The sequence below is a fragment of the Synechococcus sp. CCY9201 genome (assembly GCF_034931105.1).
Taxonomy (GTDB): domain Bacteria; phylum Cyanobacteriota; class Cyanobacteriia; order PCC-6307; family Cyanobiaceae; genus CBW1002.
In genome coordinates, this window is record NZ_JAYGIC010000066.1 from 1 (window position 1) to 24,820 (window position 24,820).

The window sequence follows — 24,820 nt, forward strand, 5'->3', positions numbered from 1 at the left end:
GTCGGGCGCTCCCTGGTCGTCTCCCACCAGCAGCGCCAGGATCGGGCCGTGGCCGGCGGGCCTGGGCCAGCCTGCAGCCGCAAGGCCATCGCGCCAACGCCGGGCACGCTCCAGCAGCGCCGGGCCGGCCTCCTGGCCAGAGGCTTCCCGGTTCTTCAGGAGTTCCAGCGCGGCGAGCGCCCCCGCCGCCAGGGGCGGTGCCAGGGCTGTGGTGTAACGGAATCCGCCACTGCGCTGCAGCAGCCAGTCGCCCACCAGGGCATCGCTGGCGAGGAAGGCACCGCCCCCACCGAAGGCCTTGCCGAAGGTGCCGCTCACCAGGGTCACAGCGGGCAGTCCCCAGGCCAGGCCGCGGCCCCCCTGTCCCAGCACCCCCAGGGCATGGGCCTCATCCAGCAGCAGCAGGGCCCCATGGCGCCCGCACAGCCGCGCCAGGGCTTCCACAGGCGGGTTGGTGCCCTCCATGCTGAACAGGCTTTCGCTCAGCACCAGCAGGCGCCGCCCCGGATCGGCCTGGCGCGCCGCCAACAGACGCCTGTCAAGGTCGCGGAGATCGTTGTGGCGGAAGCGCTGCAGCCGGGCACCGCTGGCCTGCACGCCCACCAGCAGGGAGTGGTGAATCAGCCGGTCGGCCAGCACCAGGCTGTGGCGATCCGCCAGGGCTGTCACCGCGGCGAGATTGGCCTGGAAGCCGCTTGGAAAGAGCAGCACCCGTTCCCGGCCGAGCCAGTGGGCCAGGGCTCGCTCCAGGACTTCGTGAATGGGCCGGCTGCCGCAGACCAGCCGTGAGGAGCCGGCACCGAGGCCTTCCTCGTTCAGGCAGGCCGTTGCGGCCCGGGCCAGGGCCGGATGGCGCGCCAGGCCCAGGTAATCGTTGCTGGCCAGATCGAGCAGGGGGGTGCCGTTCGCGTGCGCGTCTTGCAAGGAGGCGGCGCTGCCGCCGGGCCGGAAGGTGCGGATCCGGCGGTGGCGTTCGGTCGGCAGGGCGGCCAGGCTGGCGATCAGCTGCTCACGCCAGTGGGGGGCTGTGCTGATCGGCTCGGGCACCGGCACTGGCTGCCGCATCCACCCACCCTAAGCAGCGCCAGGCTGTCGCCCGTTGTCCCCTGTACTGATGAGGGGTCTTGCACTGGTGCTTTCAGTTCCGCTGAGCAGGATGGGCGGCAAGATTGATCTGCCGTCGATGGCCCCACCGCCGCAAGCAGCCCCGCCGCAACCTGCTGCGCCGCCCGCCGCCCTGCCGCCGCACCTGAAGCTGCTGGAACGGTTCACCCTGCTCTTTCCCCTCTGGACCCTGGCGGCGGTGCTGCTGTCGCTGCCGTTTCCGCAGCTGTTCACCTGGCTGAAGGGGCCGGCGATCGTCTGGGCCCTGGCGGTGATCATGCTGGGCATGGGGCTGGGGCTGCAGCTCGCGGATTTCCGGCGGGTGCTGGCCCGGCCGGCAGCGGCGGGCCTGGGGGTGATCTGCCAGTACCTGGTGATGCCGTCTCTGGCGGCGCTGCTGGCCTGGGGGCTGCGGCTGGAGCCTGCCCTGGCGGTGGGCCTGATCCTGGTGGGCTGCTGCCCGGGCGGCACCGCCAGCAATGTGGTGACGCTGATCGGGCGCGGGGATGTGGCGCTCTCAGTGGTGATGACGACCCTCAGCACCCTGCTGGCGGTTGGACTCACCCCGCTGTTGGCCAGCCTGCTGGCAGGCCGCTACGTGCCGGTGGATGGCTGGAAGCTGCTGCTGGATGTGCTGCAGGTGGTGCTGCTGCCGGTGGCCCTCGGGGTGGCCTTGAAACGCTGGACGCCCCGGGCGGCACGGCGGGTGGAGCCGCTCATGCCGCCGGTGGCGGTGGTGGCGATCGTGCTGATCGTGGCCAGCGTGGTGGGGAGCCAGCGCGACAACCTGCTGGCCCAGGGGCCGCTGCTGCTGCTGGCGGCGCTGCTGCTCCATGGCGGCGGCTTCCTGCTGGGCTACTGGATTCCTGCCCTGGCGGGCTATGGCAGCTGGGGCGCGGGCCTGGCGGTGCGCCGCACCGTGAGCATCGAGGTGGGGATGCAGAACTCGGGCCTGGCGGTGGTGCTGGCCCGCTCGGCCTTCACCAGCCCACTCACAGCCCTGCCCGGTGCGATCTCGGCTGTGGTGCACGCGGTGCTGGGCAGCCTGCTGGCCGCCTGGTGGCGTTCCCGCAGCGGATCCGGGCCAGCCCGCCCCTAGGATCCGCCCATGCCAAGCCCCGGCCAACGCGCTGATTCGCCCCAGGCTGGTCCCTCCCAGGATGGTCTTTCTCAGGCTGGTCACTCTCCGACAGTGCCCGCGCTGGACCAACTGTTTCCCTTTTCGCTCGATCCCTTCCAGCTCGAGGCGATTGATGCGCTGAATCAGGGGCATTCGGTGGTGGTGAGTGCCCCTACCGGTTCTGGCAAGACCCTGGTGGGTGAGTACGCCATCCACCGCGCCCTGGCCCATGGCCAGAAGGTCTTCTACACCACGCCTCTCAAGGCCCTCTCCAATCAGAAACTGCGTGATTTCCGCCATCAGTTCGGGGCGGAGAAGGTGGGTCTGCTCACCGGCGATCTGAGCCTCAACCGCGAGGCCCAGATCGTCGTGATGACCACCGAGATTTTCCGCAACATGCTCTACGCGGAGATCGACCATCCCGACGACGACCCCCTGGCGGATGTCGAGGCGGTGGTGCTGGATGAGTGCCACTACATGAATGATTCCCAGCGCGGCACCGTCTGGGAGGAATCGATCATCCACTGCCCGCCGCCGATCCAGCTGGTGGCGCTCTCCGCCACGGTGGCCAATGCCGGCCAGCTCACCGACTGGATCGAGCGGGTGCACGGCCCCACCCGCCTGGTGCACAGCGATTTCCGGCCGGTGCCGCTGGCCTTCAGCTTCTGCAGTGCCAAGGGTCTCCACCCCCTGCTCAACGACGAAGGAACGGGGCTGCACCCCAACTGCAAGGTCTGGCGGCCTCCCAAGACCACCCGCCGCAAGGGTCCCAAGCCGCCGCGACCGCCCCAGCCCGAGGCGCCGCCCCTGGCGTTCGTGGTGGCCCAGATGGCTGAGCGGGACATGCTGCCGGCGATCTACTTCATCTTCAGCCGGCGCGGCTGCGACAAGGGCGTGCGCGACATGGGCAGGCTCTGCCTGGTCACCCCTGAGGAACAGGCGCGGATTGCGGTGCGCCTTGAGGCTTACGTGGCCGCTACGCCGGAGGCGGTGCGGGAGGGGCACGACGAACCGCTGCTGCGGGGCATCGCCTCCCACCACGCCGGTGTGCTGCCGGCCTGGAAGGAGCTGATCGAGGATCTGTTTCAGCAAGGCCTGATCAAGGTGGTGTTTGCCACCGAAACCCTTGCGGCGGGCATCAACATGCCGGCCCGCACCACGGTGATCTCCTCGCTGTCCAAGCGCACCGAGCGGGGCCACCGCCCGCTGATGGGCAGCGAGTTCCTGCAGATGGCAGGCCGGGCGGGCCGGCGCGGCCTCGATGTGCAGGGCTATGTGGTGACGGTGCAGAGCCGCTTCGAGGGGGTGCGGGAAGCGGGGGCTCTGGCCACCAGCCCGGCCGATCCGCTGGTGAGCCAGTTCACCCCCAGCTACGGCATGGTGCTCAACCTGCTGCAGCGCTACGACCTGGCCAAGGCGCGGGAGCTGGTGGAACGCAGTTTCGGGCGGTATCTCGCCACCCTCGACCTGGCGGACGACGAGGCCCGCATTGCCGAACTGGGGGCCCAGCTCGCCTCCCTGGAGGCCGGCAGCGGCGATGTGCCCTGGGACGACTTCGAAGACTATGAGAAGCAGCGCGGCCGCCTGCGCGAGGAGCGCCGCCTGCTGCGGATCCTGCAGCACCAGGCCGAGGAGACCCTGGTGCACGAACTCACCCTGGCGCTGCAGTTCTCCAGCGAGGGCACCCTGGTGAGCCTGCGGGCACCCCAGTTGCGGGGTCGGGTCACACCGGCGGTGATCGTGCGGAAGGTGCCCGGACCCGGCCAGTTCCCCCTGCTGCTCTGCCTCACCGATGAGAACCAGTGGCTGCTGCTCCCCTGCAATGCCGTGGTGAGCCTGCATGCCGAGCTCAGCTGCCTGCAGGTGAGCCAGCTGGATCCACCGGAGCTGCAGCATCAGGGTGAATTGCGCCATGGCGACCAGGCCAGCGGTGGTCTGGCCCTGGCGGTGGCTTCGATGGCCCGTCGCCACGACATGAGCACCCCCCAGTTCGACCTGGCCGGTGAGGTGCAGGAGCAGGCGCGGCTGGTGCAGCAGCTCGAGCAGGAGCTGGAGCTGCATCCGGCCCATCGGTGGGGCGACCGCAAGCGGCTCAAGCAGCACCATCGCCGCATGGAGGAGCTCGCGGTGGAGATCGAGGAGCGCCAGACGCTGCTGCATCACCGCTCCAACCGCCACTGGGATACGTTCCTGGCCCTGATCGACATCCTGCGCTTCTTCGGGGGGCTGGATGGAGCGGAGGGGCTGGAGCCCACGGAAGTGGGCCGCACCGTGGCGGCCCTGCGGGGCGACAACGAGCTCTGGTTGGGGCTCGCTCTGATGAGTGGCCATCTCGATGGGCTCGACCCCGCCGAGCTGGCCGCAGTGCTCGAGGCGATCTCCACGGAGGTGAATCGCCCCGATCTCTGGTGCGCCTTCCCTCCGCCACCGGCGGTGGAGGAAGCCCTGCACGACCTGCGCGGCCTGCGGCGGGAGCTGCAGCGCCAGCAGGAGCGCGGCAAGGTGGTGGTGCCGGTCTGGTGGGAGCCCGAACTCACGGGATTGGTGGAGGCCTGGGCCCGAGGGGCCAGCTGGACCGATGTGATCGCCAGCACCTCCCTCGATGAAGGCGACGTGGTGCGCATCCTGCGCCGCACGGTGGATCTGCTCGCCCAGATTCCCTATTGCGAGGCGATCAGCGAGCAGCTGCGCCGCAACTCCCGCCGTGCCCTGCAGGCGATCAACCGCTTCCCCGTCTGCGAAATCGAGGATCTGGTGGAACAGGCTGCCGCCCCGGCGGGATCTGGATCTGGGTCGGCGGTAGCAAGTGAGGCTGTGGTTGTGGCTCCTGGGGACAGCCCTACCCTCTAGGGATCCTCTGGACAACCGCCTGCCGAGAAACTGCCGTCAAGACTGGGACACGACTCTCAATCCTTGGTTCAAGCATATTCCTGGGCTATCCAGACCCTGCCTAGACGACACCCTTCAGATGAATCCCAGCTCACTGGCTCAGAATCCATCCTGGTGGATCAGGAGGCCAGGGATCGACCACACGCCTGTGGGAAAGTATCGCCAGCACTCGTGAATTCTTGTCAGGTTCGTTCAAGTCCTCTGGTCGCCGCGGCATCATCCTGGCCGGTGGCAGTGGCACACGCCTGCATCCGATCACCCAGGCGGTGAGCAAGCAGCTATTGCCGGTTTACGACAAGCCGATGATTTATTACCCGCTCACCACCTTGATGCTGGCGGGCATCCAGGACATTTTGATCATCTCCACCCCGCATGATCTGCCTCGCTTCCAGGATCTGCTCGGCGATGGTTGCCGCTGGGGTGTGCGCTTCTCCTACGCCGAGCAGCCCAGCCCCGATGGCCTGGCCCAGGCCTTCCTGATCGGGGAGACCTTTCTGGACGGGCATCCGGCGGCCCTGGTTCTGGGCGACAACCTGTTCTATGGGCACGATCTCTCGATTTCCCTGCAGACTGCAGCGTCTCGAGGTGATGGTGCCTCGGTGTTCGCCTATCGGGTGGCGGATCCGGAGCGCTACGGCGTTGTGGGGTTCGATGCCCAGCGCCGTGTCACCTCCCTGGAGGAAAAGCCGGCGGTGCCAGCCTCCAACTACGCCGTGACCGGTCTGTATTTCTATGACGCCCAGGTGGTGGAGCTGGCCCATCAGGTGAGGCCGTCGGCGCGTGGTGAGCTGGAGATCACCGACCTGAACCGGTTGTATCTGGAGCGGGGGCAGTTGCAGGTGGAACTGCTGGGCCGCGGCATGGCCTGGCTGGACACCGGTACCTGTGATTCCCTGCATGAGGCGGGCAGCTACATCCGCACCCTCGAAAAACGGCAGGGGCTCAAGATCGGCTGCCCCGAAGAAGTGGCCTGGCGGCAGGGCTGGATCAGTGATGACCAGATGGCACAGCTGGCGGCACCGCTCCACAAAAGCGGCTATGGCGCCTATCTCGAAGGCCTCCTGGCGGAGCGCTGCGCATGAGCACTCCTGTTCCTGCCAGCTCTTCTCGAACGACCTCGTTCTCTTCGGCCCCGGTGCTGCTCATCGGTCGCAGCGGCCAGGTGGCGAGCGCCCTGCAGGCCCTGGCACCGGTGTTGCTGCCCGATCGCTCCCTGGTGGCGGGAGGGCGGCCTGCGATCGATCTGGCGGCTCCTTCGGACGAACTGGCCCTGCAGCTGGAAGCGATGCTCGATCAGCTGGCGCCTGCCCTGGTGATCAATGCCGCCGCCTACACGGCGGTGGATCGGGCCGAAAGCGAGCCCGAGCTCGCCCACGCGGTGAATGCCGTTGGTGTGGGTGTGCTGGCCCAGGCCTGTGCGGCGCGGGATCTACCCCTGATGCACCTCTCCACCGATTATGTGTTCAACGGCTGTGGTGAGTCGCCCTGGCGTGAAGATGATCCGACCGGCCCCCTGGGGGTGTATGGCGCAACCAAGCTGGCCGGGGAGGAGGCGCTACGGGCGGCCGGTGGTCCCCACCTGCTGCTGCGGGTGAGCTGGGTGTTCGGCATCCAGGGCTCCAGTTTCGTTCGCACGATGCTGCGGCTGGGTAGGGATCGTCCGGCCCTGTCTGTGGTGGATGACCAGATCGGTGGCCCCACCAGTGCCGAAGCGATCGCCCGCACCCTGCTGCACCTGGCCGAGCCAGCCATCGCCACAGGGCTGCCCTGGGGCACCTACCACTACGCCGGCCAACCCGCCGTGAGCTGGCACGATTTTGCCGCCGCGATCTTCGCGGAGGCGGTGGATCTCGGCCTGCTGGAGCGCGCCCCCGCCCTCAGTGCCATCCCGTCGAGTGCCTATCCAACCCCAGCGGCCCGACCGGCGAACTCACGGCTGGATGGCTCCCGCTTCGAGGCGGCCTTTGGCCTTCCCTTGCCGAACTGGCACGAGGATCTGCGGCATTGCCTGAAGGCCTGGCGATGAGGGGGCTTGCGATGACTTCGTTGCGATGAGGCTCCATGTAGCCCCCGGTCAGGCGGATGACACTGCCACCCCCAGTGGTCTCAACCTCAAAGCTTCCGTGTTGTTTTCTGATCAATGACCCGCCATCTGCTGATCACCGGCGGTGCCGGCTTCATTGCCGGCAACCTGGTGCATCACTGGGCCGCCACCCATCCGCAGGATCGCCTGGTGGTGCTCGATGCCCTCACCTACGCCGGCAACCTCGCCACGATTGGGCCCCTGATCGATGCGGGCCGAGTCCAGTTCGTGCATGGCGATATCGGTGATGCATCTCTGGTGACCGAGGTGCTCCAGGCGCAGGCCATCAGCCATGTGGCCCATCTGGCGGCTGAATCCCACGTCGACCGCTCGATCAGCGGCCCCGGTGCCTTCCTCCGCACCAATGTGGGCGGCACCTTCACCTTGCTGGAGGCCTTCCGGGTCCATTGGCTGGCCAAAGGCTCACCCGAGCACTGGCGCTTCCTGCATGTGAGCACCGATGAGGTGTTCGGCAGCCTTGAGCCGCAGGATCCTCCCTTCAGCGAATCCACCGCTTATTCGCCCCGCTCGCCTTATGCCGCCAGTAAGGCCGCCAGCGATCACCTGGCCCGGGCCTGGCAGCACACCTACGGGCTGCCGGTGCTGGTCAGCAACTGCTCCAACAATTACGGGCCTTATCACTTTCCTGAGAAGTTGATCCCGCTCACGCTCATCAACATCCTGCTCGGCCGGCCGATTCCGGTCTATGGCGATGGCTCTAATGTGCGCGACTGGCTGTACGTGCACGACCACTGCCGGGCCCTGGAGCGGGTGCTGCTGGCCGGCGAGCCTGGCAGCACATACTGCATCGGCGGCAACAACGAGGTGGCCAACCTCGATCTGGTGTCTCTCCTCTGCGACCTGATGGAGGAGCTGGCGCCGGATCTGCCGGTGCGGCCCTGCCGCGAGCTGATTCGCTTCGTGGCGGATCGCCCCGGCCATGACCGTCGCTACGCCATTGATGCTTCCCACATTCGCCGCACGCTGGGTTGGGAGCCCCAGGTGACGGTGCAGGAAGGCCTGCGGCGCACGGTGCAGTGGTATCTGGCCAACCGTGGCTGGTGGGAGCCGCTGCTCTCGCCGGAGTACAGCGGCTACCTGGAAGCGCAGTACGGAGCCTCCCTGGGAGCCTGAGCCCTGAGGCTTCGGGATTCCCCAGCCCTGGGGTTCCCTGATGTTGTCTCCCTCTGGATTCGTTGTTGTCCTGGACCGTTCTTGTCTGGACGCATTGCAGTTCTGTTCTTTCCTGTCTCGGTTCTCTTCTCTACCCCGGCTGCGTTTCACCGTCATGCAGATCATTCCCCAGTCCATCCCCGAGGTGCTGTTGCTGCAGCCGCAGGTCTTCGGGGATGCCCGCGGCTTTTTTGTGGAAACGGCACGCCAGACCGTGCTGGATCAGGCCGGAATTCCGCCGCTGGTGCAGCACAACCAGAGCCGCAGCCGCCAGGGGGTGCTGCGCGGTCTCCACTACCAGCTGGTGCAGACCCAGGGCAAGCTGGTGCGCTGCTCCCGCGGGGCGGTGTTCGATGTGGCGGTGGATGTGCGCCGCGGCTCTCCCTTTTTCGGCCAGTGGGTGGGTGCGGTGCTCGACGACGTGACCCACCAGCAGCTCTGGGTGCCGCCGGGCTTCGCCCATGGCTTCCTGGTGCTCAGTGAGCTGGCTGATTTCTGCTATCTCTGCTCGGATTATTACCATCCGGCATCGGAACAGGGGATCGCCTGGAACGATCCCACCGTTGGCATTGTCTGGCCCGACCTGCCGCCAGGGGTGGAGATGCAGCTCTCGGTCAAGGACCTGGCCAATCCCACCCTGGCGGGCCAGGATCCGGCGCTGCTGCCGGCTTCAGGCCAGAAGGCCTGAGGAGCTGCGTGCTCAATCGCTGCAGCCCTCAGATCCCCAGCCGCTCCCAGATCACCCCCAGGTTGGCCAGGTGCAGGTCGGTGGCGAAGCAGGCGGCCAGCTGCTCCGCGTTGAGGCGGCTTGTCACGTCAGCATCGGACTCGAGGTTGGCGCGGAAATTTCCGCCTTCGGTGTTCCAGGCGGTGTGAGCGTTGCGCTGCACGATCCGGTAGGCCTCTTCGCGGCTCAGCCCTGAGGCCACCAGGGCCAGCAGCACCCGCTGGCTGAACACCACGCCGCCGTAGACGTTCATGTTGCGGGCCATGTTCTGCGGGTAGACCCCCAGACCCTTCACGACGTCGGTCATTTCCCGCAGCATGAAGTGCAGGGTGACCGAGCAATCGGGCAGCATCATGCGCTCCACCGAGCTGTGGCTGATGTCGCGCTCATGCCAGAGGGCGCAGTTCTCCAGGGCGGCCACCACGTAGCTGCGCAGCACGCGGGCCAGGCCGGAGATGCGCTCGCTGCGGATCGGGTTGCGCTTGTGGGGCATGGCGGAACTGCCCTTCTGGCCCTTGGCGAAGTTCTCCTCCACCTCCAGCACATCCGTGCGCTGCAGGTTGCGGATCTCGGTGGAGAAGCGCTCCAGGGCCGCTCCAACCAGGGCTAGGGTCTGGACGTATTCGGCGTGGCGGTCGCGGCCGATCACCTGGGTGCTGGCCGTGTCGGGCACCAGGCCGAGGATCTCGCAGGTGATCGCTTCCACCTGGGGATCTGTGTTGGCGTAGGTCCCCATGGCGCCGCTGATCTGGCCCACGCTCACCACTTGCTCGAGACGTTCGAGCCGCTCCTGGTTGCGTACCACCTCCGCCAGCCAGCCCGCCACCTTGAAGCCGAAGCTGATCGGCTCGCCATGAATGGCGTGGGAGCGGCCGATCATCACGGTGTCTTTGTGCTCCTGGGCCAGAGCCTGAAGGGCGCAGGCCAGAGCATCCAGCTCCTGACGCAGCAGCTGAGCAGAGGCCTTGAGCTGCAGGGCCAGGCCGGTGTCGAGCACATCGGAGCTGGTCATCCCCACATGGATGTAGCGGCCGGCATCCCCCACGTGCTCGTTCACGTTGGTGAGAAAGGCGATCACATCGTGACGCACCTCCGCCTCGATTTCGAGGATGCGGGGCACCTCAAAGCGAGCTCTGGCTTTGATGGTGGCGAGGGCTTCGGCAGGAACGCGACCGAGGCGATGATTGGCTTCAGTAGCGGCGATCTCCACATCCAGCCAGCTCTGGAATTTCGCCTCTTCACTCCAGATCTGGCCCATGGCGGGCAGGGTGTAACGCTCGATCAAGGGCCAGCGCGTGGCGACGACCGGCCCAATCTATGGCGAAGCGGGCGACAGCCAGCCGATGATGCCCTTCATTGGCTGGCTGTGAGCAAGAATCACGAGGGTTTTTCGGCAGCGATGACATGGAACATCCAGAGGTTTCAAAGGGGGAAGGTGTGGTGAAAAGTCCCGCGGATGCCGTTCACGATGTCGTGGAACAGGGACGTTCTCACCAGAGTGATGCTTTGCTTCAGGGATGGAGTTGCCTGACTTGCCAAGGTTGACCCGATCTTCGAGGACGATGGTATTCGGTTCTTTACTGCTGCCAGTGCGGCTTACGGTTCCTGGAGCGTTGGAGAATCTGGTTGTGCCTCTGTCGCCGCTTTGGTCAAAGCTCGTCTTTCCAGGCGGCAGATTCATCACCACGGCATGCAAAAAATTCTCTCTGAGGATCATGTGGAATGGCAGACGGGCAAATGTGAAGATAATGGCCGCCATGCCTGCGCTTTTGATGAAATGTCGAAACGGGTCAGCGAAGGGTAATCACGACAATGCTCCTGGAATGGTTGTGAAATAGAATTTTCATCCAGGAGTTGAGTGTCGGTGAAATCTTGAAGATTGCTACAGGCCTGATTCATTGCCATCCATGGAGCTGGCTGTGTCTTCCTGGCCATGCATGAGTGAAAGATTGATCGGAGAAGTTGGCTCGCATGGGCAGGCGAATTCACAGAGTCTGCAAGGTCGTCTTCACCTTTCTTTCGTGTTAATCATGCTAATCTGTCGATGGCATGGGCGTAAGGAGTTGAAGGAGGCGTTAAGATCTCTTGGAAAGGACTGGATGCAACGCGCGGTTGCTCTTGTCGTAGTTGACCTGGGAAGGAATTCCTGAATTCTTGAATTCAGGGTGCGCTATTGAAATGGGACGGATTGTCGTGCCGGTCTTTGAGTGTGTCAAGCAGTTGAGGTCGTATGCTTGAAGAGGGCGCATTCCTCCAACGAAGCTGCCTGGCGTTATCGAAATTGGTCGCGATCCATGGCAGGTAAGCAGAGGCTGGATCAGGAGCTTGTGCAACGGGGCCTTGCTGCTACACGCCAGCAGGCGCAGCAGCTTATTCGTGCCGGACGGGTTCGCAGCGGTGGCCAGATCCTGGACAAGCCTGGTCTGCCGGTTGCACTGGATCGCGCTCTGGAAGTGGAGCAGCCTCCACGCTATGTGTCCCGTGGCGGCGAGAAGCTAGCAGCTGCCCTGGAAAACTTTCCGATCCGGGTGGCTGGGCGTGTCTGTCTTGATGGGGGCATCTCCACCGGTGGATTTACTGATTGCCTTCTCCAGCACGGAGCCGCGCGGGTGTACGGCGTGGACGTTGGCTATGGCCAGACGGCTTGGAGCCTGCGCACAGATCCAAGGGTGGTGCTCAAGGAGCGCACCAATCTGCGCCACCTCCATCCCGATCAGCTGTATGCACCAGAGGATCCCTGGCCGGATCTGGCGGTGGCGGATGTCTCCTTCATCTCGCTTTCGCTGGTGTTGCCGGCATTGGGTCGTCTCCTGAGCCCCACGTCTGAACTTGTGGTGCTCGTCAAACCGCAATTTGAGGTTGGCCGTGAACGGGTTGGCAAGGGTGGGGTGGTGCGTGATGCCTTAGCCCATGCCGACGCCATTGATCGGGTGATCACCGCGGCTGCTCGGGAGGGCCTGCGTCCTCTTGGCTTGGTGGCTTCGCCGATCACGGGACCGGCTGGTAATCATGAATATTTGTTATGGCTATGCGGAGCCCCTGTGGCCAATGGCGGGAGCTCTGATCCCGCAGCTCTGCTGGCGGGCACCGAGCAGGAGCGTCGAACGGCCTTGGAGCAGGTGGTGTCAGCCACTCTCTCCACAACCTGAAGGGGGGCCGAAACCTCAAGGAGCGTTGCCTTGGCCGGTGCGGATGAAGGTCTCCTGGCGGACTGAAGCCATTTGGCGCGTCCGATAGATCCGCCACGATGGGATGCGGTCGGATCCCCGCAGAGGCTGGAACTCTCGCGAGGAAAGAAAACAAAAAAGCCCTTCAGATGGCTGAAGGGCTGACTTGAGCTCTTTGCCCAGCGGCCGTGCTGGTCCCAGGGGATCAGATGGCGCCGCTGTCCCGCTCGCCGGTGCGGATGCGGATCACAGAATCGATCGTGCTCACGAAGATCTTGCCGTCGCCGATCTCGCCGGTACGAGCCGCATCCTGGATCGCCGTCACCACGGTGTCCACCTGGCCGTCATCCACCACGATTTCAAGTTTGAGCTTCTGCAGAAACTCCACTGTGAACTCAGAGCCGCGGTAACGCTCCACCTGACCCTTCTGCCGGCCGAAACCCCTGACTTCACTCACGGTCATGCCGACGATGCCGGCATTGACCAGGGCGATCTTGACGTCCTCAAGCTTGAAGGGACGAATGATGGCCTCGACTTTTTTCATGGAAGCTGCTTGGGGCTGTTTGAAGTCTCTCAGGAAAGGCCCCGGAGAGGAGGAAACCTTTCCATCAGACCCGAGCTTTGGTGGGTTCGTCGTAGCAACGGCTACGGGCGTGACCTGGGGCGTGGCCTCGCGTGGGTCGCGACCGGGCGGGTCGCATCGGTATCATCCGAAACCCCTGACAGACCCAGTGAAGGAGTCTGTCTTTCTCCGCCTGAGCCCCGTGACCGCCGCCTCGTCCAATGCGATCGCCAGTGGCTCTGCTGCCGGCAGTGCCGCAACCCCCTCCCCGGAAAACCAGACACGTACCCCTCGCTACGGCGAGCGGGCGATTGCCGAGGCTGAGCTGATCTGCTTTGAAAACCCTCGCCCGGGGCGGGCCTATGAGGTCTCGATCGAGCTGCCGGAGTTCACCTGCACTTGCCCCTTTTCCGGTTATCCCGATTTCGCCGTGCTGCGGTTGCTCTACCAGCCCGGCCCCCGGGTGTTGGAACTCAAGGCCCTGAAGCTCTACGTGAACGCTTACCGCGATCGCGCCATTTCCCACGAGGAGGTGGCCAACCGCATCCTCGACGACCTTATGGCTGCGGCCGAGCCGGTCTGGATGGAGCTCCTGGCCGATTTCAACCCCCGAGGCAATGTCCACACCGTGGTGCGGGTGTCCCATGGCACCCGTCAGGCCTGCTGAGCGCCGGTGGACCTCTCCAGGTCCAGCTGGGCCAGCAGGGACGGCAGCTCCTGAGAGAAGGCCGTGAGGTTTCGGTTGCAAAGTCCGGCCACGTGCAGACGGCCTGGACGGTCGCTGCTGAGCCCGTTTGAGCTTTCGATGCTGTCTGCCGATTCTGAGGATTCCGCGATGGCCCAAAGCTGCCGGGTGGCGATCAGGCTGGCAGCGCCGCCGGCCAGGGCAATGGCGAAGCCCGTGTAGACGAGCGGCACACCAGGGTCTCGTTTCAGAAGGATGCCGCTGGCCGGCAACACGCTGACCACGCGGACCGGCAGTCCCTTCACCTCCTGAGCGGGGCCACCGGGCACCAGCTGGGCCAGGCTCTGGCCGTCGGGCCCGAACACCTGCACCGGTCCGTCCTCGCTGCTGAGGCTGAGCAGCACCGGCTCTGATCCATCCGGACGGGTGGGCAGCACCAGGCCCCAGATCTGTTCACCCAGTTGCGGGAAGCTCTGCAGCGGCAGTTGCAGCAGAGGGCTGCGGCCTAGCTGCACGGTGATGGCGGCCAGGGCCCAGTCGGCCTGATACAGGGTGATGCCGCGGTAGCGCAGCGGATGGTTGACGCTGATCTCGGCCTTCTTGACACTGGGCTCGCCGGTGGTTGGATCGGCGGGGTTGAGCAGGCGCAGTTGAGAGCGGAACTGCTCCGGGCGGCCGGCTGGATCGCGCTCGATCGCGAAGCGATCCAGGGCGAGGGTGAGCTGGCTGCGGCCTCGGCTGTCGAGCAGTTCCAGTTCCCTTCCCGGTGCGAGGAACTGTTCCTGCCGGTGCCCCCCCAGGGAGCCCCAGGCGGCGCCCACCATCAGCACCACCATGCCCGCATGCACCAGAAGGGGGCCGATCCGTCCCAGGATCCCCTTGCGGGCCGCCAGGCGGTCTGGATGACGTTGCAGTTGCCAGCCTTGCTGGGCAAGTAGATCGGCCAGGCGATCAAGGCCTTGCTGCGGCTGGGCCAGGCTCACGGTTTCCGCCAGGCTGAGCTTGCTCAGCTGCCGGGGCGAGCGGTAATCGATCCAGCGCAGGGCCGCCTGCAGGGCCGGCCATTGGCGCCGCCAGCTGCACAACAGAAGGGCCAGGCCCAGCCAGGCCAGCAAGGCGAGGAACCAGCTGCTGGAATACACGTGATCGAGCTGCAGGCGCAGGACGCCGTCGCCGTCCAGCAGCCCCAGCCAGGGCTGGTTGTCGTAGATCCGGTGATACAGCTCGGCGCTTTCCTGTTGTGGGATGGCGGTGCCGATGCCGCTGGCGATGGCGATCACCACCAGCAGGGCGATCGCCAGCCGCAGATCGGCCAGTGCAGCGATCAGGCGTTGCAGGGTTCGGGTCGGACCCGAGGAGGTGGCGGAGCTGCTGGTCATCAGAGGTGGTTCAGCAGGGTGAGACCGCCGATGGTGATCAGCAGCACGCCGCTGATCGTCGGAATCCACTGACCGATGCGCCGCAGCCGCAGCAGGCCCGGCAGGCTGGCCGCGGCGGTGCCCGCCAGGAGCAGCGGCAGCACCTGTCCGGCTCCGAAGCAGGTAAGCATGAGCATGCCGGCCAGGGGACGGCCGCTCTGGGCCATCCAGGTGAGCAGCACCGCCAGCACGGGAGTGGTGCAGGGGGTGGCAGCCAGGCCAAAGGCGAGGCCGGCAGCCAGGGGGGCCAGCGGAGCCGGCACACGACGGCGCCAGCGATCCGGATCAGGCCCGGCCGGCATCGGCAGCTTCACCAGTCCAAGAAGATTCAGGCCCATCACCAGGGCCACCACCGCCACCAACAGGGGCAGCTGACTGGGCAACTGGCCGTAGAGACGGCCCAACAGACCGCTGGCCAGGCCCAGCAACACGAGGGCCGCCACGATGCCGCTGGCAAAGCTGACGCTGCGCAGAACCGGCAGAGCTGGCCGGGCCAGCGGGTTGGCCGATGGCGCACCGAACCCTGCCAGGTAGGCGAGGGTGACCGGCAGCAACGACAGCGAGCAGGGCCCCAGGCTGGTCAGCAGGCCCGCTCCGAAGACAAGGGCAAGGGTAAAGGGCCCGGGCTGCTCGAGGGAGTGGCTGAGCAGATCTTCACTGGCACGAGCCCAGTCGGCCAGAGTCAGCCCGAGGCTGGTCATACGGGTGGAAAGGGCGGGGCTGCCCCGCCTCGGCTACGGATCTTGATCTCAGCCTATCGGGGCAGGTTGACGCTCCCGCCGCCTGCGACGCGGGGCTTCAAGGCCGCTGCTTTCCAGGGAACAGCGGATCAGCAGGCCCGCCACCAGCAGGCTGGAGAGCAGCGAGTTGCCGCCGTAGCTGATCATCGGCAGCGGCAGACCGGTGGTGGGCATGGCGCCGCTGGCCACGGCGATGTTGAGAATCGACTGGCCCACCAGCAGGGTGGTGCAACCGATCGCCACCAGCCGTTGCTGGTTGCTGCGGCAGCTCAGGGCAACGCGGAGCCCCACGAAACCGAACAGCAGCAGAAACAGCAGCAAGACCACTGATCCCACATAGCCGAATTCCTCGGCGAATACCGCGAAGATGAAATCAGTGGATTGAATCGGCAGGTACTGCAGCTTCTGGGTGGAGAGACCGTAGCCCTCGCCCAGCACCCCGCCTGAGCCGATCGCCATCAGGCTTTGCACCAGCTGATACCCATCGCCCTGGGCATCTTTCCAGGGATCCAGGAAGGAGGTGACGCGAAGCCGTTGGTACTCGTTCACCAGGATGCTGGCGGTGCCCACCAGGCCTCCTGCAGCAGCGGCACCGACCAGCAGCTGCAGCGAAAGGCCACCTGCCAGGGCGATCAACCAGAGCAGCAGGCCCAGCAGGGCAGCGGTGCTGAGGTTGGGCTGCTTGAGGATCAGGAGGATCAGGACTCCGAAGACTCCGATCCAGAGCAGCTTCTGATCGGCCCCGATGCGGCGCCAGTGCGAGAAAAGGGCGGCGCCCTGGAGCACCACGAAGGGTTTGACCAGTTCCGAGGGCTGAATCTGGAGAGGCCCGATCACCAGCCAGCGGCTGGCCCCGTTCACCGTGCTGCCCACGACCAGCGTGGCGGCGATCAGCAGACCACCGATCAGCAGGGCCGGAGCGGCCAGTCGCAGCCAGCGGCGCAGGTTGGTGCAGATGCCGAGGTACAGAAGCCCCCAGCTGGCCACCATCCAGATCACCTGGCGTTTGACATAGAAGGCGCCGTCTCCCATTTCCCGTTCTGCAACCCACCAGCTGGCCGAGGTGAGCACCAACACTCCCACCAGACTCCAGAGGGCCACCAAACCAAGCACCAGACGCGCTTCCGCTGGCCACTGGGACCATGGCAGGGGGAGCAACCCGCGTGGGCCGATCCGAGTGGCGGCAGCACTTGGAAGGGAGCTGCCGCCACTGCCACCCTCGCCGCTGCTGCGGCGGGATGCTCTGGAACGGGAACCGGTCAACGTTTCAGCGATGCAGGATCCCCATTCAGCCGGGCCACCCCCCGGTTTGTCGAGAGCATGACTACAGATCTGTCCATCAAAGCCGTTCCTGGACCATGAAAAAAGCCCGGCATTGGCCGGGCTGAGGCTGAGTGAAAGGGATGGTGCCGGTCCTGGTGTTCAGTTGCCGACGTTCTGCTGACGACGACCGGTGGCCAGTTCGACCTTCAGAATCTTGCCCCCCTGCTTCATGATTCGCTGCTGTTCAGCGAACCAGCTCTCGAAGGGCACCCACTTGGTGAAGTAGGTGTTCTGCAGTTCCCTTTGACTGCGTGCCTTTTCGGGGCAGGGGATGCAGGCTGTGATCTTGAACAGACGCATGGGGGATCCTCGCGAGGGTGTTCCGCAGCAGGGATCAGTTACCCAGGCCGGAGCTGATGTAGTCGAAGTACACGCCCATTTCACGGCCGGCGTCGGGACCCACCAGTGCAGCAGTGGATTCCTTCATGGCCTGAATGGCCTGGACGGTGGCTCCGATGGGCACACCCAGGGAGTTGTAGGTCTCCTTCAGTCCATTGAGAACGCGCTCATCCAGAATGGAGGTGTCACCGGCCAGCATGGCGTAGGTGGCGTAGCGCAGGTAGTAATCCATGTCGCGGATGCAGGCTGCATACCGACGGCAGGTGTACATGTTGCCGCCCGGACGGGTGATGTCCGAATAGAGCAGCGATTTGGCGACGGCTTCCTTGATGATGCCGGAGGCGTTGGCGCTGATGGTGGCGGCGGCACGGACGCGCAGCTCACCGCTGGCGTAGTACTGCTCCAGGCGGCCCATGGAGGAGCCGTCAAGGTAAAGCCCCTGGACGTCAGCTTGGTTGATGACGTTGGTGATCGCGTCTTGCATGAATCCTGAGTGTGAAGCGGTGGATGAAGGACGGATGCAGCCTCAGGAGAGGGCGCCGACGACATAGTCGAAGTAGGTGCCAGCTTCTTCGGCATCGGAGCCCGTCAGCATGCTGGCGGCGACGGCCTTCATCTCGCGCACGGATTCCGCCATGGCATCGAGGGGGACGCCCAGGGACCGATACATTTCACGGGCGCCGATGATGCCGATTTCTTCAATCGGTGTGACATCACCCGCGATGATTCCGTAGGTCACCAGGCGCAGGTAGTAATCCATGTCGCGCAGGCAGGAGGCGGTCATCTCCTCGCCATAGGCGCTTCCGCCAGGGGAGATGCAGTCGGGGCGCTTTTGGAAAAGCTGGCCGCCGGCCTGCTTGACAATGCGCTCACGGCTCTCGCTGAGGACCTGGGCTACGCGTAGACGACGCTGACCGCCGCCTACAAAAGCCTTGATCTGGTCGAGTTCGCCAGGGCTGAGGTAGCGGGCTTCGGCGTCCGCGTTGATGATCGAGTTGGAGACGATGCTCATGCAGTTCTGCCTCGAAACAAGCGGTCGCCTGAGAGGAGACCGGTATCCGGTGGGTGGGTTGGGAGTCCACACGGCAGAAATTCAGGGCAGACCGGGTTCAGGGGCCTTGCTGGTCTGAGATTCGCAGCCATGTGGGTGCGGCCAGATTGCCTGACCGCCCGCTCATTCTGCGGCAAGCCTCCCAGTGTTTCCGGGTCCCGGTAACAGTTCTTCACGGCGGCTCGATTTCGCAGATCCCTTGGCCCGTAAGGGCTTTCGGCGGAGTTGTTGATATGCGTGTGTGCATGGATGTGTTTCTTCTCGACAGCAATCTGGCTTGAATTCGTCATCGCATGCTCTTCCCTTTTTCAAGGGCACAGAAAAGCCCACCCCCTGCAAGGGGGTGGGCCAACTGGTCTTTGGCTCCTGGTCTGCTCGTCTGGTCGGTCTGCCCCGGTTCCCTCCTGTGCAAAAGGCGCTTCTGATGAAACGAGAAAAGGGGGAGAGGCCGAGATCCGATCTCAGTAGTGAGGAGGCTCGCTCAGATCGCCCCTTTCGGCGCTGGAGTCAGGCCGGCATTGCCGGCATAGAGGGCTGCCGTGCGGTTCACGGTCTCCAGCGGGATGCCGTCACTGGTATCCAATCCTCGGATGTAGGGCACCGTGTCGCGACCGAACGCCTGGGCGTAATGGTCGCTGGAGAGCAGAGCCTCCACAGCGCTGAGCAGACCACTGCGCACTCGGGTAGCCAGGAAACGACTGGATTCCTCGGGCTGGGCGGCGCGGCCCAGCAGAGCCAGGTGCGCGGCCGCGGCAGCTCGGAGCGGGGCCATGCGGTTGAGCCGATCCAGGAACAGGCTGCTGGAGGCGATCTGGCCGACAAAATCGGCGACGCTCAGCTGGCCATCCCGCAACTGGGATTCCGCATCCCCAAGCCGTTCGGCAGAGAAGGGAACACGATTGAGCAATTGCCGGTAGCTGGCCTCAATCACCTGCTGCAGCTTGTCTTCGCTGCGCAGGCTGGTCAGCACCACAGGCATGCCGAGGCTTTGGCGACGGCCGTACCCCTGGGGACGGCCAGGGCGCAGGGCCTGTCGCATCGCCGCACCGGGCTGGCGTGCGGGCGAAGCCACCAGCGTGGTGGACACCGTGGCAGACCAGCTCGGACCTCCAACGCTTGGTGTCCCCAGGGGTTTGACGGGGCCGGGGACGACGCCGCTGCGCCAGGGCATCGGGACACCACCGCCGGGCTGCCAACGTGGCTGGCTCCAGCGACGGGTGGGTTCCGGATCCTTGCGGATGCTTTCAGGGCCTTCGACCACACGGCTGCTGGCCATGCTTTCACCGCCGGCCACAGTGGCGCTCCAGCCACCGACGATCACCTGGCGGCGACCGGGCAGGTTGCGGGGCACCAGATCGCCCACGGTCTGCAGGCGCTGGGGCTGTGCCACGTCAGGGCGCCTGGCCAGGGTGAGATCAGCCACCGCGGCGGCATTGAAGGCTCGCTTGAGGGCCGGAACACGCCGAGCATTGACATCGGCCGCTGTGATGAAGCGTTCGTAGGGAACGGTGTCTTCACCAAAGCTCTGGCTGTATTCAGGGGAATTGATCATGGCGTCGACAACGCCGTAGAAACCCTTGCGTGCGGCCGTGTCGAAGTAGGCGTTGATCTCCCAGCGGCCGAAGGTGGGCCGGCCGAGGATGCGGCGATGCATCACCTCAATGGCCTTGGTGATGTAGAGCCCGCTCCAGTAACGGCGCCGGAACGCATCCGAGCGGGCCACCTGGCGAATGAACTCGCGCAGGCTGATGTCACCGTTTTCGAGCTTGATCTCCTCCACCTTGGTGGACTCACCGGCATAGCCCGTGGTCCCGAGGATCTGGACGTAGACCGCCCGGATCACGGCCTGGGTGCTGGCTTCAGTGCCGCGGATGCTGGGCTGTCCACCGCGCAGGGGCACGGAATTGCCTCCGGTGGCGATCTGCTGCAGCCGCACCACCTTGGGCCCGACCCGACGAGGTTTGGCCTTGCGGAACTGAGGGCTGTCCATCTGACCAGGCTGGCTCATGCCATTGCCAATCAGGATGCGGCGCGCGTCATAACCATACGGAGCCGGACGCGTGGCCACGTTGGCCGTGCCGGACGGGAAGATGGCGCCGTAGTTGAGACCGAGCGGATCGTTACCACCGCCGTAGGCGTGTTGATCGCCGAAGGGCTGGCGGTAAGACGAGTAGAGGGTGATGTACTGCGGGGCTCCTTCAAACGGAGCGCTGAAGCGGAACAGCTTCCGGTTCGACCCCCAACCGGCGCTCTCCTGGGCTTCCTCGCCGAGATCGCGCAGGTAAGGCACGGTCTCTTCGCCGAAGACGCGGGCGTACTCCTGGGTATTGATCAGCGAATCGACCAGGCCGTTCAGACCCTGGGAACTGACGATGTCGAAGTAGCGGGTGAATTCCTCCTTGGAACTCAGGCCCCGGCCGAGGAAGTGGCGGAATGCCAGTTCAACCGCACGGCTGTTGGAGAAGCGGCCATAAAACTGCTGGCGATATTCCTTGCTCCGGCCCAGGGCACGGATGAATTCGCGCATCGAGATCTGGCCTTGCCGCACCTGGGTTGCTTCCACAGGGCAGACCACCTGGCTGTAACCCTTGACGATGTCGCGCTCAAACACCTGGCGGTAGGCGGCGCGAATCACCTCGGCTTTCTGGGCACCACTCATGCCGGGCTTCATGTTGAAGCGCTGCGCACCTTCGGCGGAGAGCGCATAGATGGCGGGCAGTTGCAGTCCCTGGTTCTCGGGGCTGCCGAGCCGTTGACGCGCCGAGGGCGTCGGCACTTCAAGCTCCTTGAGCAGCACGTTGAAGTAATCGATCACCAGCTGGCGGGCCTCCGGCTCGCCCTTGAACAGGCCGGCGGCGGCGGCTCGCATCTCCTGCAGGGCCACATTCGTGGCCGCCAGCGAACAGGCTTTCTCCAGGATGTCCCGCAGGCCGCGGGTGTTCACCGCCAGGATGCTGGGATCTCCGGCCACCACGGCATAGCCGACGTAACGCAGGAACCAGGCCATGTCACGGACCGACTTCTTCATCCGCTCGGTGCCGTAGACAGCCACCGAGATCGGGTTGAAACCAGTCGGCAGGATCACGCGCACGTCGGCGTCGCCGCCGGCGCCGTCGAGCAGCCGACGGATCAGGTTGCCTCGGCTGGCGGCGGCTCCGGCACCGGTGAAGGTCTGCACGGAACGCTGAAAAGCGGCCTGGTCGGCGGCGAGAGGGGTCTCGTCGCCTCCGCTGCTGAGGGGCGCATCCAGATAGGAGAGGGGCGTGCCGCCCGCAAAGATGCGGTTTGCGGCCTTGGCCACGATCGTCTGAGCATTGGCGGCGATGCGCCGGGCCACAGCCACGCGGGTCTGACCGCTCTGGAAGAAGGTGATCAGGCTGTCGAGTTCCCCGCCGTCGGGGAATCGGTCCTGCTGCTCCGCCTGACGGACGCTGGAGAGCGGCAGGGTGTCGTAGAGCTGGGGTGTGACCCTTGTGCTGCCGCTGCTGGCGGTCACGGTCATGAACGAGAGCGAGCCGGGCTGGGACAACTTACGGCTGGCCTTGCGGGCGTTCGGGAGCCCATGAACAAATGTTTGCAGCCCCGTGGTTCGACCCCACGGAGGGGCGGATGTCCAGAGGCGGTCACGGCGCCCCTCCGGCCCGTGACGAACCCGATGCGATCCCTTCCGTCCGGGCTGGACGCCATGAAAAGCTCGGCCCCACCCCCCGGCTCTCCGCATGACTTCCGCAGGCTCGCAATCGGTTCCTCCGGCTGCCACCGATGCCGCTCCCGGTGCCAGCACCGATGCCGCCACCCCGGTGGTGAGTGCCTTCTATGACCGGTTTCCCTACCCGGGCGATCCGCTCCAGGACGGCCCGCCGCCTGGATACAACTGGCGTTGGTGTGTCAACGCGGCTTATGCGGCCTGTACCGGGGCCCTGCCCGCTGCGGCTGCGGGCGGGCGACCGCTGCGGCTGCTGGACGCCGGATGCGGCACGGGTGTCAGCACCGATTACCTGGCCCATCTCAACCCCGGCTCCGAGATCCTGGCGGTGGACATCTCCAGCGGTGCCCTGGCCGTGGCCCGCGAGCGGCTGCGTCGCTCCGGCGGCGGCGAGCGTTCCCAGGTGCGGATCGAGAACCGCAGCCTGCTGGACCTGGCCGACGAAGGCAGCTTCGACTACATCAATTCCGTGGGGGTGCTGCACCATCTGCGCCAGCCGGCGGCAGGCCTGGCGGCCCTGGCCTCACGGCTCAAGCCCGGGGGGCTCCTGCACCTGTTTCTCTATGCCGATGGCGGACGCTGGGAGATCCACCGCACCCAGCGCGCCCTCGGCCTGCTGGGTGCGGGCAGCGGCGCCGACGGACTGAGGCTCGGCCGGCAGCTGTTCGCCGACCTGCCTGCCTCCAATCGCCTGCGCCGCCATCACGAGCAGCGCTGGGCCATGGACACGGCCGCCGATGCCAACTTCGCCGACATGTACCTGCACCCGCAGGAGACCAGTTACGACCTGGATCGTCTCTTCGCCTTCGTGGCCTCGGCGGATCTGACTTTCGCCGGCTTCTCCAATCCGGCCGTCTGGGATCCGGCCAGGCTGCTGCAGGGCGAGTTGCTCGAGCGAGCCCGTGCCCTGAGTGAACGGCAGCAATGGCAACTGGTGCAGGAGCTGGATCCCGACATCAGCCACTTTGAGTTCTTTCTCTCCAAGGGGCCGATCCTCCGACCGGACTGGTCCGATGACACGGTTCTGCTGCAAGCCCGCGGCGTGCGCAACCCGTGCCTCTGGGGCTGGCCTGGTACCAGCCTGCTGGATTCGGACATGGCACCGCTTGACCTCTCGGAGGAGGGTGTTCTGCTGCTCCAGGCCCTTGAGGCGGCCGGTCCGGAGCAGCCCCTGGAGCGGTTGCTGCCGGACTGGTCCCGCGCCCAACTGCTGAGCACGGCCAGGCTGTTGCTGGAGCAGCGCCTGCTGCTGCTGCTGCCTGGCGACTGAGGCCCTCGTGATAGATTCCGCGCGCCATAACAGAGTTTCGGCGGGCTTGCAGGACTCACTGGATTCTCACCCTGAGACGGTGTCTCTTCACGACTCCGTCCCTCAGGACACGGATCCGGGACATCCCGCAGCCGGTGTCGAGGCCTCTGTTCTCACGTCCGATGCCCCGGAGGCCAAGGCTTCCAACGGAATGGACGATTACGCGCGGCTTCGGCAGCGCCTGATCCTGGCCACGCTGCTCGTTTCGGCAGTGGCTGTTGTGATCACCTCTCTCCGCTTTGATCTGGCCACTGCCGGCAGTCTGCTGGTAGGCGCCATGGCCGGCTTGCTTTACCTGCGGCTTCTTGCTCGCAGTGTTGAGCGAGTCGGGAATGGATCGAAGTCTGTGGGCAAGTTTCAGCTTCTGGTGCCTGTGGTGCTTGTGCTCGCTGCGGCGCGCCTGCCCGAGTTGCAGTTGCTGCCTGCCCTGATCGGCTTTCTGCTCTACAAGCCGGCCATTCTTCTGAATGCTGTCTTCGACAGCTGAAGATCATGACCGAACTAGCTCAAGCCTGACGGCTCCGCCGTCGTTTTCCGAAACGCCGCCTGCGCGGCACCGAAACCCACCAGCCAGATGGTCGCCTTACCACTTGTTCTCCCTTTCGCCGAACTGGAGGTTGGTCAACACCTCTATTGGCAGCTGGGGAATTTCAAGATCCACGGTCAGGTTTTCCTGAGCTCCTGGGTCGTGATCGGCGCGCTGCTGGCCCTCGTGGTTGCCGGAACCCGCAAGCTCAGCCGCGATCCCCAGGGAACCCAGAACCTGCTGGAGTTCCTGTGGGACTACATCCGCGATCTCACCCGCGAGCAGATCGGTGAAAAGGCTTACCGCGATTGGCTTCCCTTCATCGGCACCCTCTTTCTGTTTATCTTCGTGAGCAACTGGGGTGGTGCGTTGGTCCCCTGGAAGCTGATCCATCTGCCCAGTGGTGAGCTCGGCGCCCCAACGGCGGACATCAACACCACGATCGCCCTGGCTCTGCTGGTCTCACTGGCCTACTTCTATGCAGGCCTTAGCCGCAAGGGTTTCCGGTACTTCGAGTACTACGTGGAGCCGACTCCGATCATGCTCCCGTTCAAGATCGTCGAGGACTTCACCAAGCCCCTCAGCCTTTCGTTCCGTTTGTTCGGCAACATCCTGGCTGATGAACTGGTGGTTGCGGTGCTCGCTTTTCTTGTGCCGCTGGTCGTTCCTCTGCCGGCCATGTTCCTGGGCTTGTTCACCAGTGCGATTCAGGCCTTGATCTTCGCCACCCTCGCCGCTTATTACATCGGCGAGGCTGTTCACGAAGAGCATCACTGAAGCTCCCTCGGCCTGGATTGAGCGCACGGCAACGTGCCGCTCCTTTCAGCCGATCTGCTAAATCTCCTGCTCGCAGGTCCGGTTGCAGTCCGGGCCCGTCTCCAAGGAGGAGACGTCCGCT

The 24,820-nt window shown here is 65.3% G+C and carries 22 protein-coding genes; 11 read left to right on the top strand and 11 right to left on the bottom strand.

From position 1 onward, the window contains the following. Positions 1–993 (bottom strand): aminotransferase class I/II-fold pyridoxal phosphate-dependent enzyme (locus VB716_RS06670; RefSeq protein WP_323270076.1); only part of this gene is annotated, 993 nt, incomplete at its 3' end. 163 nt (positions 994–1,156) lie between these two features. Here VB716_RS06670 and VB716_RS06675 point away from each other — a divergent pair. The 6 genes from VB716_RS06675 (at position 1,157) to rfbC (ending at position 9,057) form a co-directional block, all read left to right on the top strand. Continuing rightward, positions 1,157–2,203, top strand: a complete 1,047-nt coding sequence (locus VB716_RS06675; protein WP_323270067.1) for a bile acid:sodium symporter family protein — start codon at positions 1,157–1,159, stop codon at positions 2,201–2,203. A gap of 9 nt (positions 2,204–2,212) precedes the next feature. After that, positions 2,213–5,074: a DEAD/DEAH box helicase gene (locus VB716_RS06680; RefSeq protein WP_197156864.1), complete on the top strand. Its 2,862-nt coding sequence runs from the start codon at positions 2,213–2,215 to the stop codon at positions 5,072–5,074. Positions 5,075–5,292: 218 nt separating this feature from the next. Further along, a complete protein-coding gene (rfbA, locus tag VB716_RS06685; RefSeq protein ID WP_197156862.1) occupies positions 5,293–6,195 on the top strand; it encodes a glucose-1-phosphate thymidylyltransferase RfbA in 903 nt (300 codons plus the stop codon). A 53-nt stretch (positions 6,196–6,248) separates the two neighbouring features. Continuing rightward, entirely contained in the window at positions 6,249–7,139 is an 891-nt protein-coding gene (gene rfbD, locus VB716_RS06690) for a dTDP-4-dehydrorhamnose reductase (protein ID WP_323270068.1), read from the top strand. Positions 7,140–7,253: 114 nt separating this feature from the next. Continuing rightward, a complete protein-coding gene (gene rfbB / locus VB716_RS06695; protein WP_323270069.1) occupies positions 7,254–8,330 on the top strand; it encodes a dTDP-glucose 4,6-dehydratase in 1,077 nt (358 codons plus the stop codon). 154 nt (positions 8,331–8,484) lie between these two features. Continuing rightward, entirely contained in the window at positions 8,485–9,057 is a 573-nt protein-coding gene (gene rfbC, locus VB716_RS06700) for a dTDP-4-dehydrorhamnose 3,5-epimerase (RefSeq protein WP_197156857.1), read from the top strand. A 28-nt stretch (positions 9,058–9,085) separates the two neighbouring features. On the opposite strand, the gene purB is transcribed toward rfbC, so the two are convergent. Both purB and VB716_RS06710 read right to left on the bottom strand, forming a co-directional pair. Then, on the bottom strand, positions 9,086–10,381 hold the full coding sequence (purB, locus tag VB716_RS06705) for an adenylosuccinate lyase (protein ID WP_323270070.1): 1,296 nt from the start codon (positions 10,379–10,381) through the stop codon (positions 9,086–9,088). A gap of 30 nt (positions 10,382–10,411) precedes the next feature. Beyond that, entirely contained in the window at positions 10,412–10,855 is a 444-nt protein-coding gene (locus VB716_RS06710) for a hypothetical protein (protein WP_322758416.1), read from the bottom strand. Between the two features lie 535 nt (positions 10,856–11,390). On the opposite strand from VB716_RS06710, the gene VB716_RS06715 reads away from it, so the two are divergent. After that, positions 11,391–12,245, top strand: coding sequence for a TlyA family RNA methyltransferase (locus VB716_RS06715; RefSeq protein ID WP_322758417.1), 855 nt, complete (start codon positions 11,391–11,393; stop codon positions 12,243–12,245). Positions 12,246–12,468: 223 nt separating this feature from the next. On the opposite strand, the gene VB716_RS06720 is transcribed toward VB716_RS06715, so the two are convergent. Next, positions 12,469–12,807, bottom strand: coding sequence for a P-II family nitrogen regulator (locus tag VB716_RS06720; RefSeq protein ID WP_197156852.1), 339 nt, complete (start codon positions 12,805–12,807; stop codon positions 12,469–12,471). Positions 12,808–13,051: 244 nt separating this feature from the next. Here VB716_RS06720 and queF point away from each other — a divergent pair, with 244 nt between their 5' ends. Beyond that, positions 13,052–13,492, top strand: coding sequence for a preQ(1) synthase (gene queF / locus VB716_RS06725; RefSeq protein WP_323270077.1), 441 nt, complete (start codon positions 13,052–13,054; stop codon positions 13,490–13,492). Here queF and VB716_RS06730 read toward each other — a convergent pair. The 7 genes from VB716_RS06730 to VB716_RS06760 form a co-directional block, all read right to left on the bottom strand. Next, a complete protein-coding gene (locus VB716_RS06730) occupies positions 13,480–14,889 on the bottom strand; it encodes a cytochrome c biogenesis protein ResB (protein ID WP_197156851.1) in 1,410 nt (469 codons plus the stop codon). The genes queF and VB716_RS06730 overlap by 13 nt on opposite strands. Further along, a complete protein-coding gene (locus VB716_RS06735; protein WP_197156850.1) occupies positions 14,889–15,629 on the bottom strand; it encodes a cytochrome c biogenesis CcdA family protein in 741 nt (246 codons plus the stop codon). The genes VB716_RS06730 and VB716_RS06735 overlap by 1 nt, the downstream gene beginning before the upstream one ends. Before the next feature lie 48 nt (positions 15,630–15,677). Then, a complete protein-coding gene (locus VB716_RS06740; RefSeq protein WP_231605678.1) occupies positions 15,678–16,841 on the bottom strand; it encodes an FtsW/RodA/SpoVE family cell cycle protein in 1,164 nt (387 codons plus the stop codon). 249 nt (positions 16,842–17,090) lie between these two features. Further along, positions 17,091–17,291 (bottom strand): phycobilisome linker polypeptide, encoded by a 201-nt coding sequence (locus tag VB716_RS06745; RefSeq protein WP_197156848.1) that lies wholly within the window; start codon positions 17,289–17,291, stop codon positions 17,091–17,093. Between the two features lie 34 nt (positions 17,292–17,325). Next, positions 17,326–17,814, bottom strand: a complete 489-nt coding sequence (gene apcB / locus VB716_RS06750) for an allophycocyanin subunit beta (protein ID WP_197156846.1) — start codon at positions 17,812–17,814, stop codon at positions 17,326–17,328. 42 nt (positions 17,815–17,856) lie between these two features. Beyond that, positions 17,857–18,342, bottom strand: coding sequence for an allophycocyanin (locus tag VB716_RS06755; RefSeq protein ID WP_197156845.1), 486 nt, complete (start codon positions 18,340–18,342; stop codon positions 17,857–17,859). 520 nt (positions 18,343–18,862) lie between these two features. Continuing rightward, the gene (locus tag VB716_RS06760; RefSeq protein ID WP_322758418.1) at positions 18,863–21,883 is read right to left on the bottom strand and encodes a phycobilisome rod-core linker polypeptide; all 3,021 of its coding nucleotides are present in this window, start codon (positions 21,881–21,883) and stop codon (positions 18,863–18,865) included. A gap of 217 nt (positions 21,884–22,100) precedes the next feature. On the opposite strand from VB716_RS06760, the gene VB716_RS06765 reads away from it, so the two are divergent. The 3 genes from VB716_RS06765 (at position 22,101) to atpB (ending at position 24,699) form a co-directional block, all read left to right on the top strand. Then, a complete protein-coding gene (locus tag VB716_RS06765; protein ID WP_323270071.1) occupies positions 22,101–23,357 on the top strand; it encodes a class I SAM-dependent methyltransferase in 1,257 nt (418 codons plus the stop codon). A 79-nt stretch (positions 23,358–23,436) separates the two neighbouring features. Continuing rightward, positions 23,437–23,883, top strand: a complete 447-nt coding sequence (locus tag VB716_RS06770) for an ATP synthase (RefSeq protein ID WP_231598006.1) — start codon at positions 23,437–23,439, stop codon at positions 23,881–23,883. A gap of 87 nt (positions 23,884–23,970) precedes the next feature. Further along, on the top strand, positions 23,971–24,699 hold the full coding sequence (gene atpB / locus VB716_RS06775; protein WP_197156839.1) for a F0F1 ATP synthase subunit A: 729 nt from the start codon (positions 23,971–23,973) through the stop codon (positions 24,697–24,699). The last annotated feature ends 121 nt before the right edge of the window (positions 24,700–24,820 follow it).

What these genes read in the sequence shown, in the direction of transcription:
- VB716_RS06675 (WP_323270067.1), top strand. Translation starts at nt 1,157, where the DNA reads ATGGGCGGCAAGATTGATCTGCCGTCGATGGCCCCACCGCCGCAAGCA.
- VB716_RS06680 (WP_197156864.1), top strand. Translation starts at nt 2,213, where the DNA reads ATGCCAAGCCCCGGCCAACGCGCTGATTCGCCCCAGGCTGGTCCCTCC.
- rfbB (WP_323270069.1), top strand. Translation starts at nt 7,254, where the DNA reads ATGACCCGCCATCTGCTGATCACCGGCGGTGCCGGCTTCATTGCCGGC.
- rfbC (WP_197156857.1), top strand. Translation starts at nt 8,485, where the DNA reads ATGCAGATCATTCCCCAGTCCATCCCCGAGGTGCTGTTGCTGCAGCCG.
- VB716_RS06710 (WP_322758416.1), bottom strand. Translation starts at nt 10,855, where the DNA reads ATGGCGGCCATTATCTTCACATTTGCCCGTCTGCCATTCCACATGATC.
- VB716_RS06715 (WP_322758417.1), top strand. Translation starts at nt 11,391, where the DNA reads ATGGCAGGTAAGCAGAGGCTGGATCAGGAGCTTGTGCAACGGGGCCTT.
- VB716_RS06720 (WP_197156852.1), bottom strand. Translation starts at nt 12,807, where the DNA reads ATGAAAAAAGTCGAGGCCATCATTCGTCCCTTCAAGCTTGAGGACGTC.
- VB716_RS06730 (WP_197156851.1), bottom strand. Translation starts at nt 14,889, where the DNA reads ATGACCAGCAGCTCCGCCACCTCCTCGGGTCCGACCCGAACCCTGCAA.
- VB716_RS06735 (WP_197156850.1), bottom strand. Translation starts at nt 15,629, where the DNA reads ATGACCAGCCTCGGGCTGACTCTGGCCGACTGGGCTCGTGCCAGTGAA.
- VB716_RS06745 (WP_197156848.1), bottom strand. Translation starts at nt 17,291, where the DNA reads ATGCGTCTGTTCAAGATCACAGCCTGCATCCCCTGCCCCGAAAAGGCA.
- apcB (WP_197156846.1), bottom strand. Translation starts at nt 17,814, where the DNA reads ATGCAAGACGCGATCACCAACGTCATCAACCAAGCTGACGTCCAGGGG.
- VB716_RS06755 (WP_197156845.1), bottom strand. Translation starts at nt 18,342, where the DNA reads ATGAGCATCGTCTCCAACTCGATCATCAACGCGGACGCCGAAGCCCGC.
- VB716_RS06760 (WP_322758418.1), bottom strand. Translation starts at nt 21,883, where the DNA reads ATGACCGTGACCGCCAGCAGCGGCAGCACAAGGGTCACACCCCAGCTC.
- VB716_RS06765 (WP_323270071.1), top strand. Translation starts at nt 22,101, where the DNA reads ATGACTTCCGCAGGCTCGCAATCGGTTCCTCCGGCTGCCACCGATGCC.
- atpB (WP_197156839.1), top strand. Translation starts at nt 23,971, where the DNA reads ATGGTCGCCTTACCACTTGTTCTCCCTTTCGCCGAACTGGAGGTTGGT.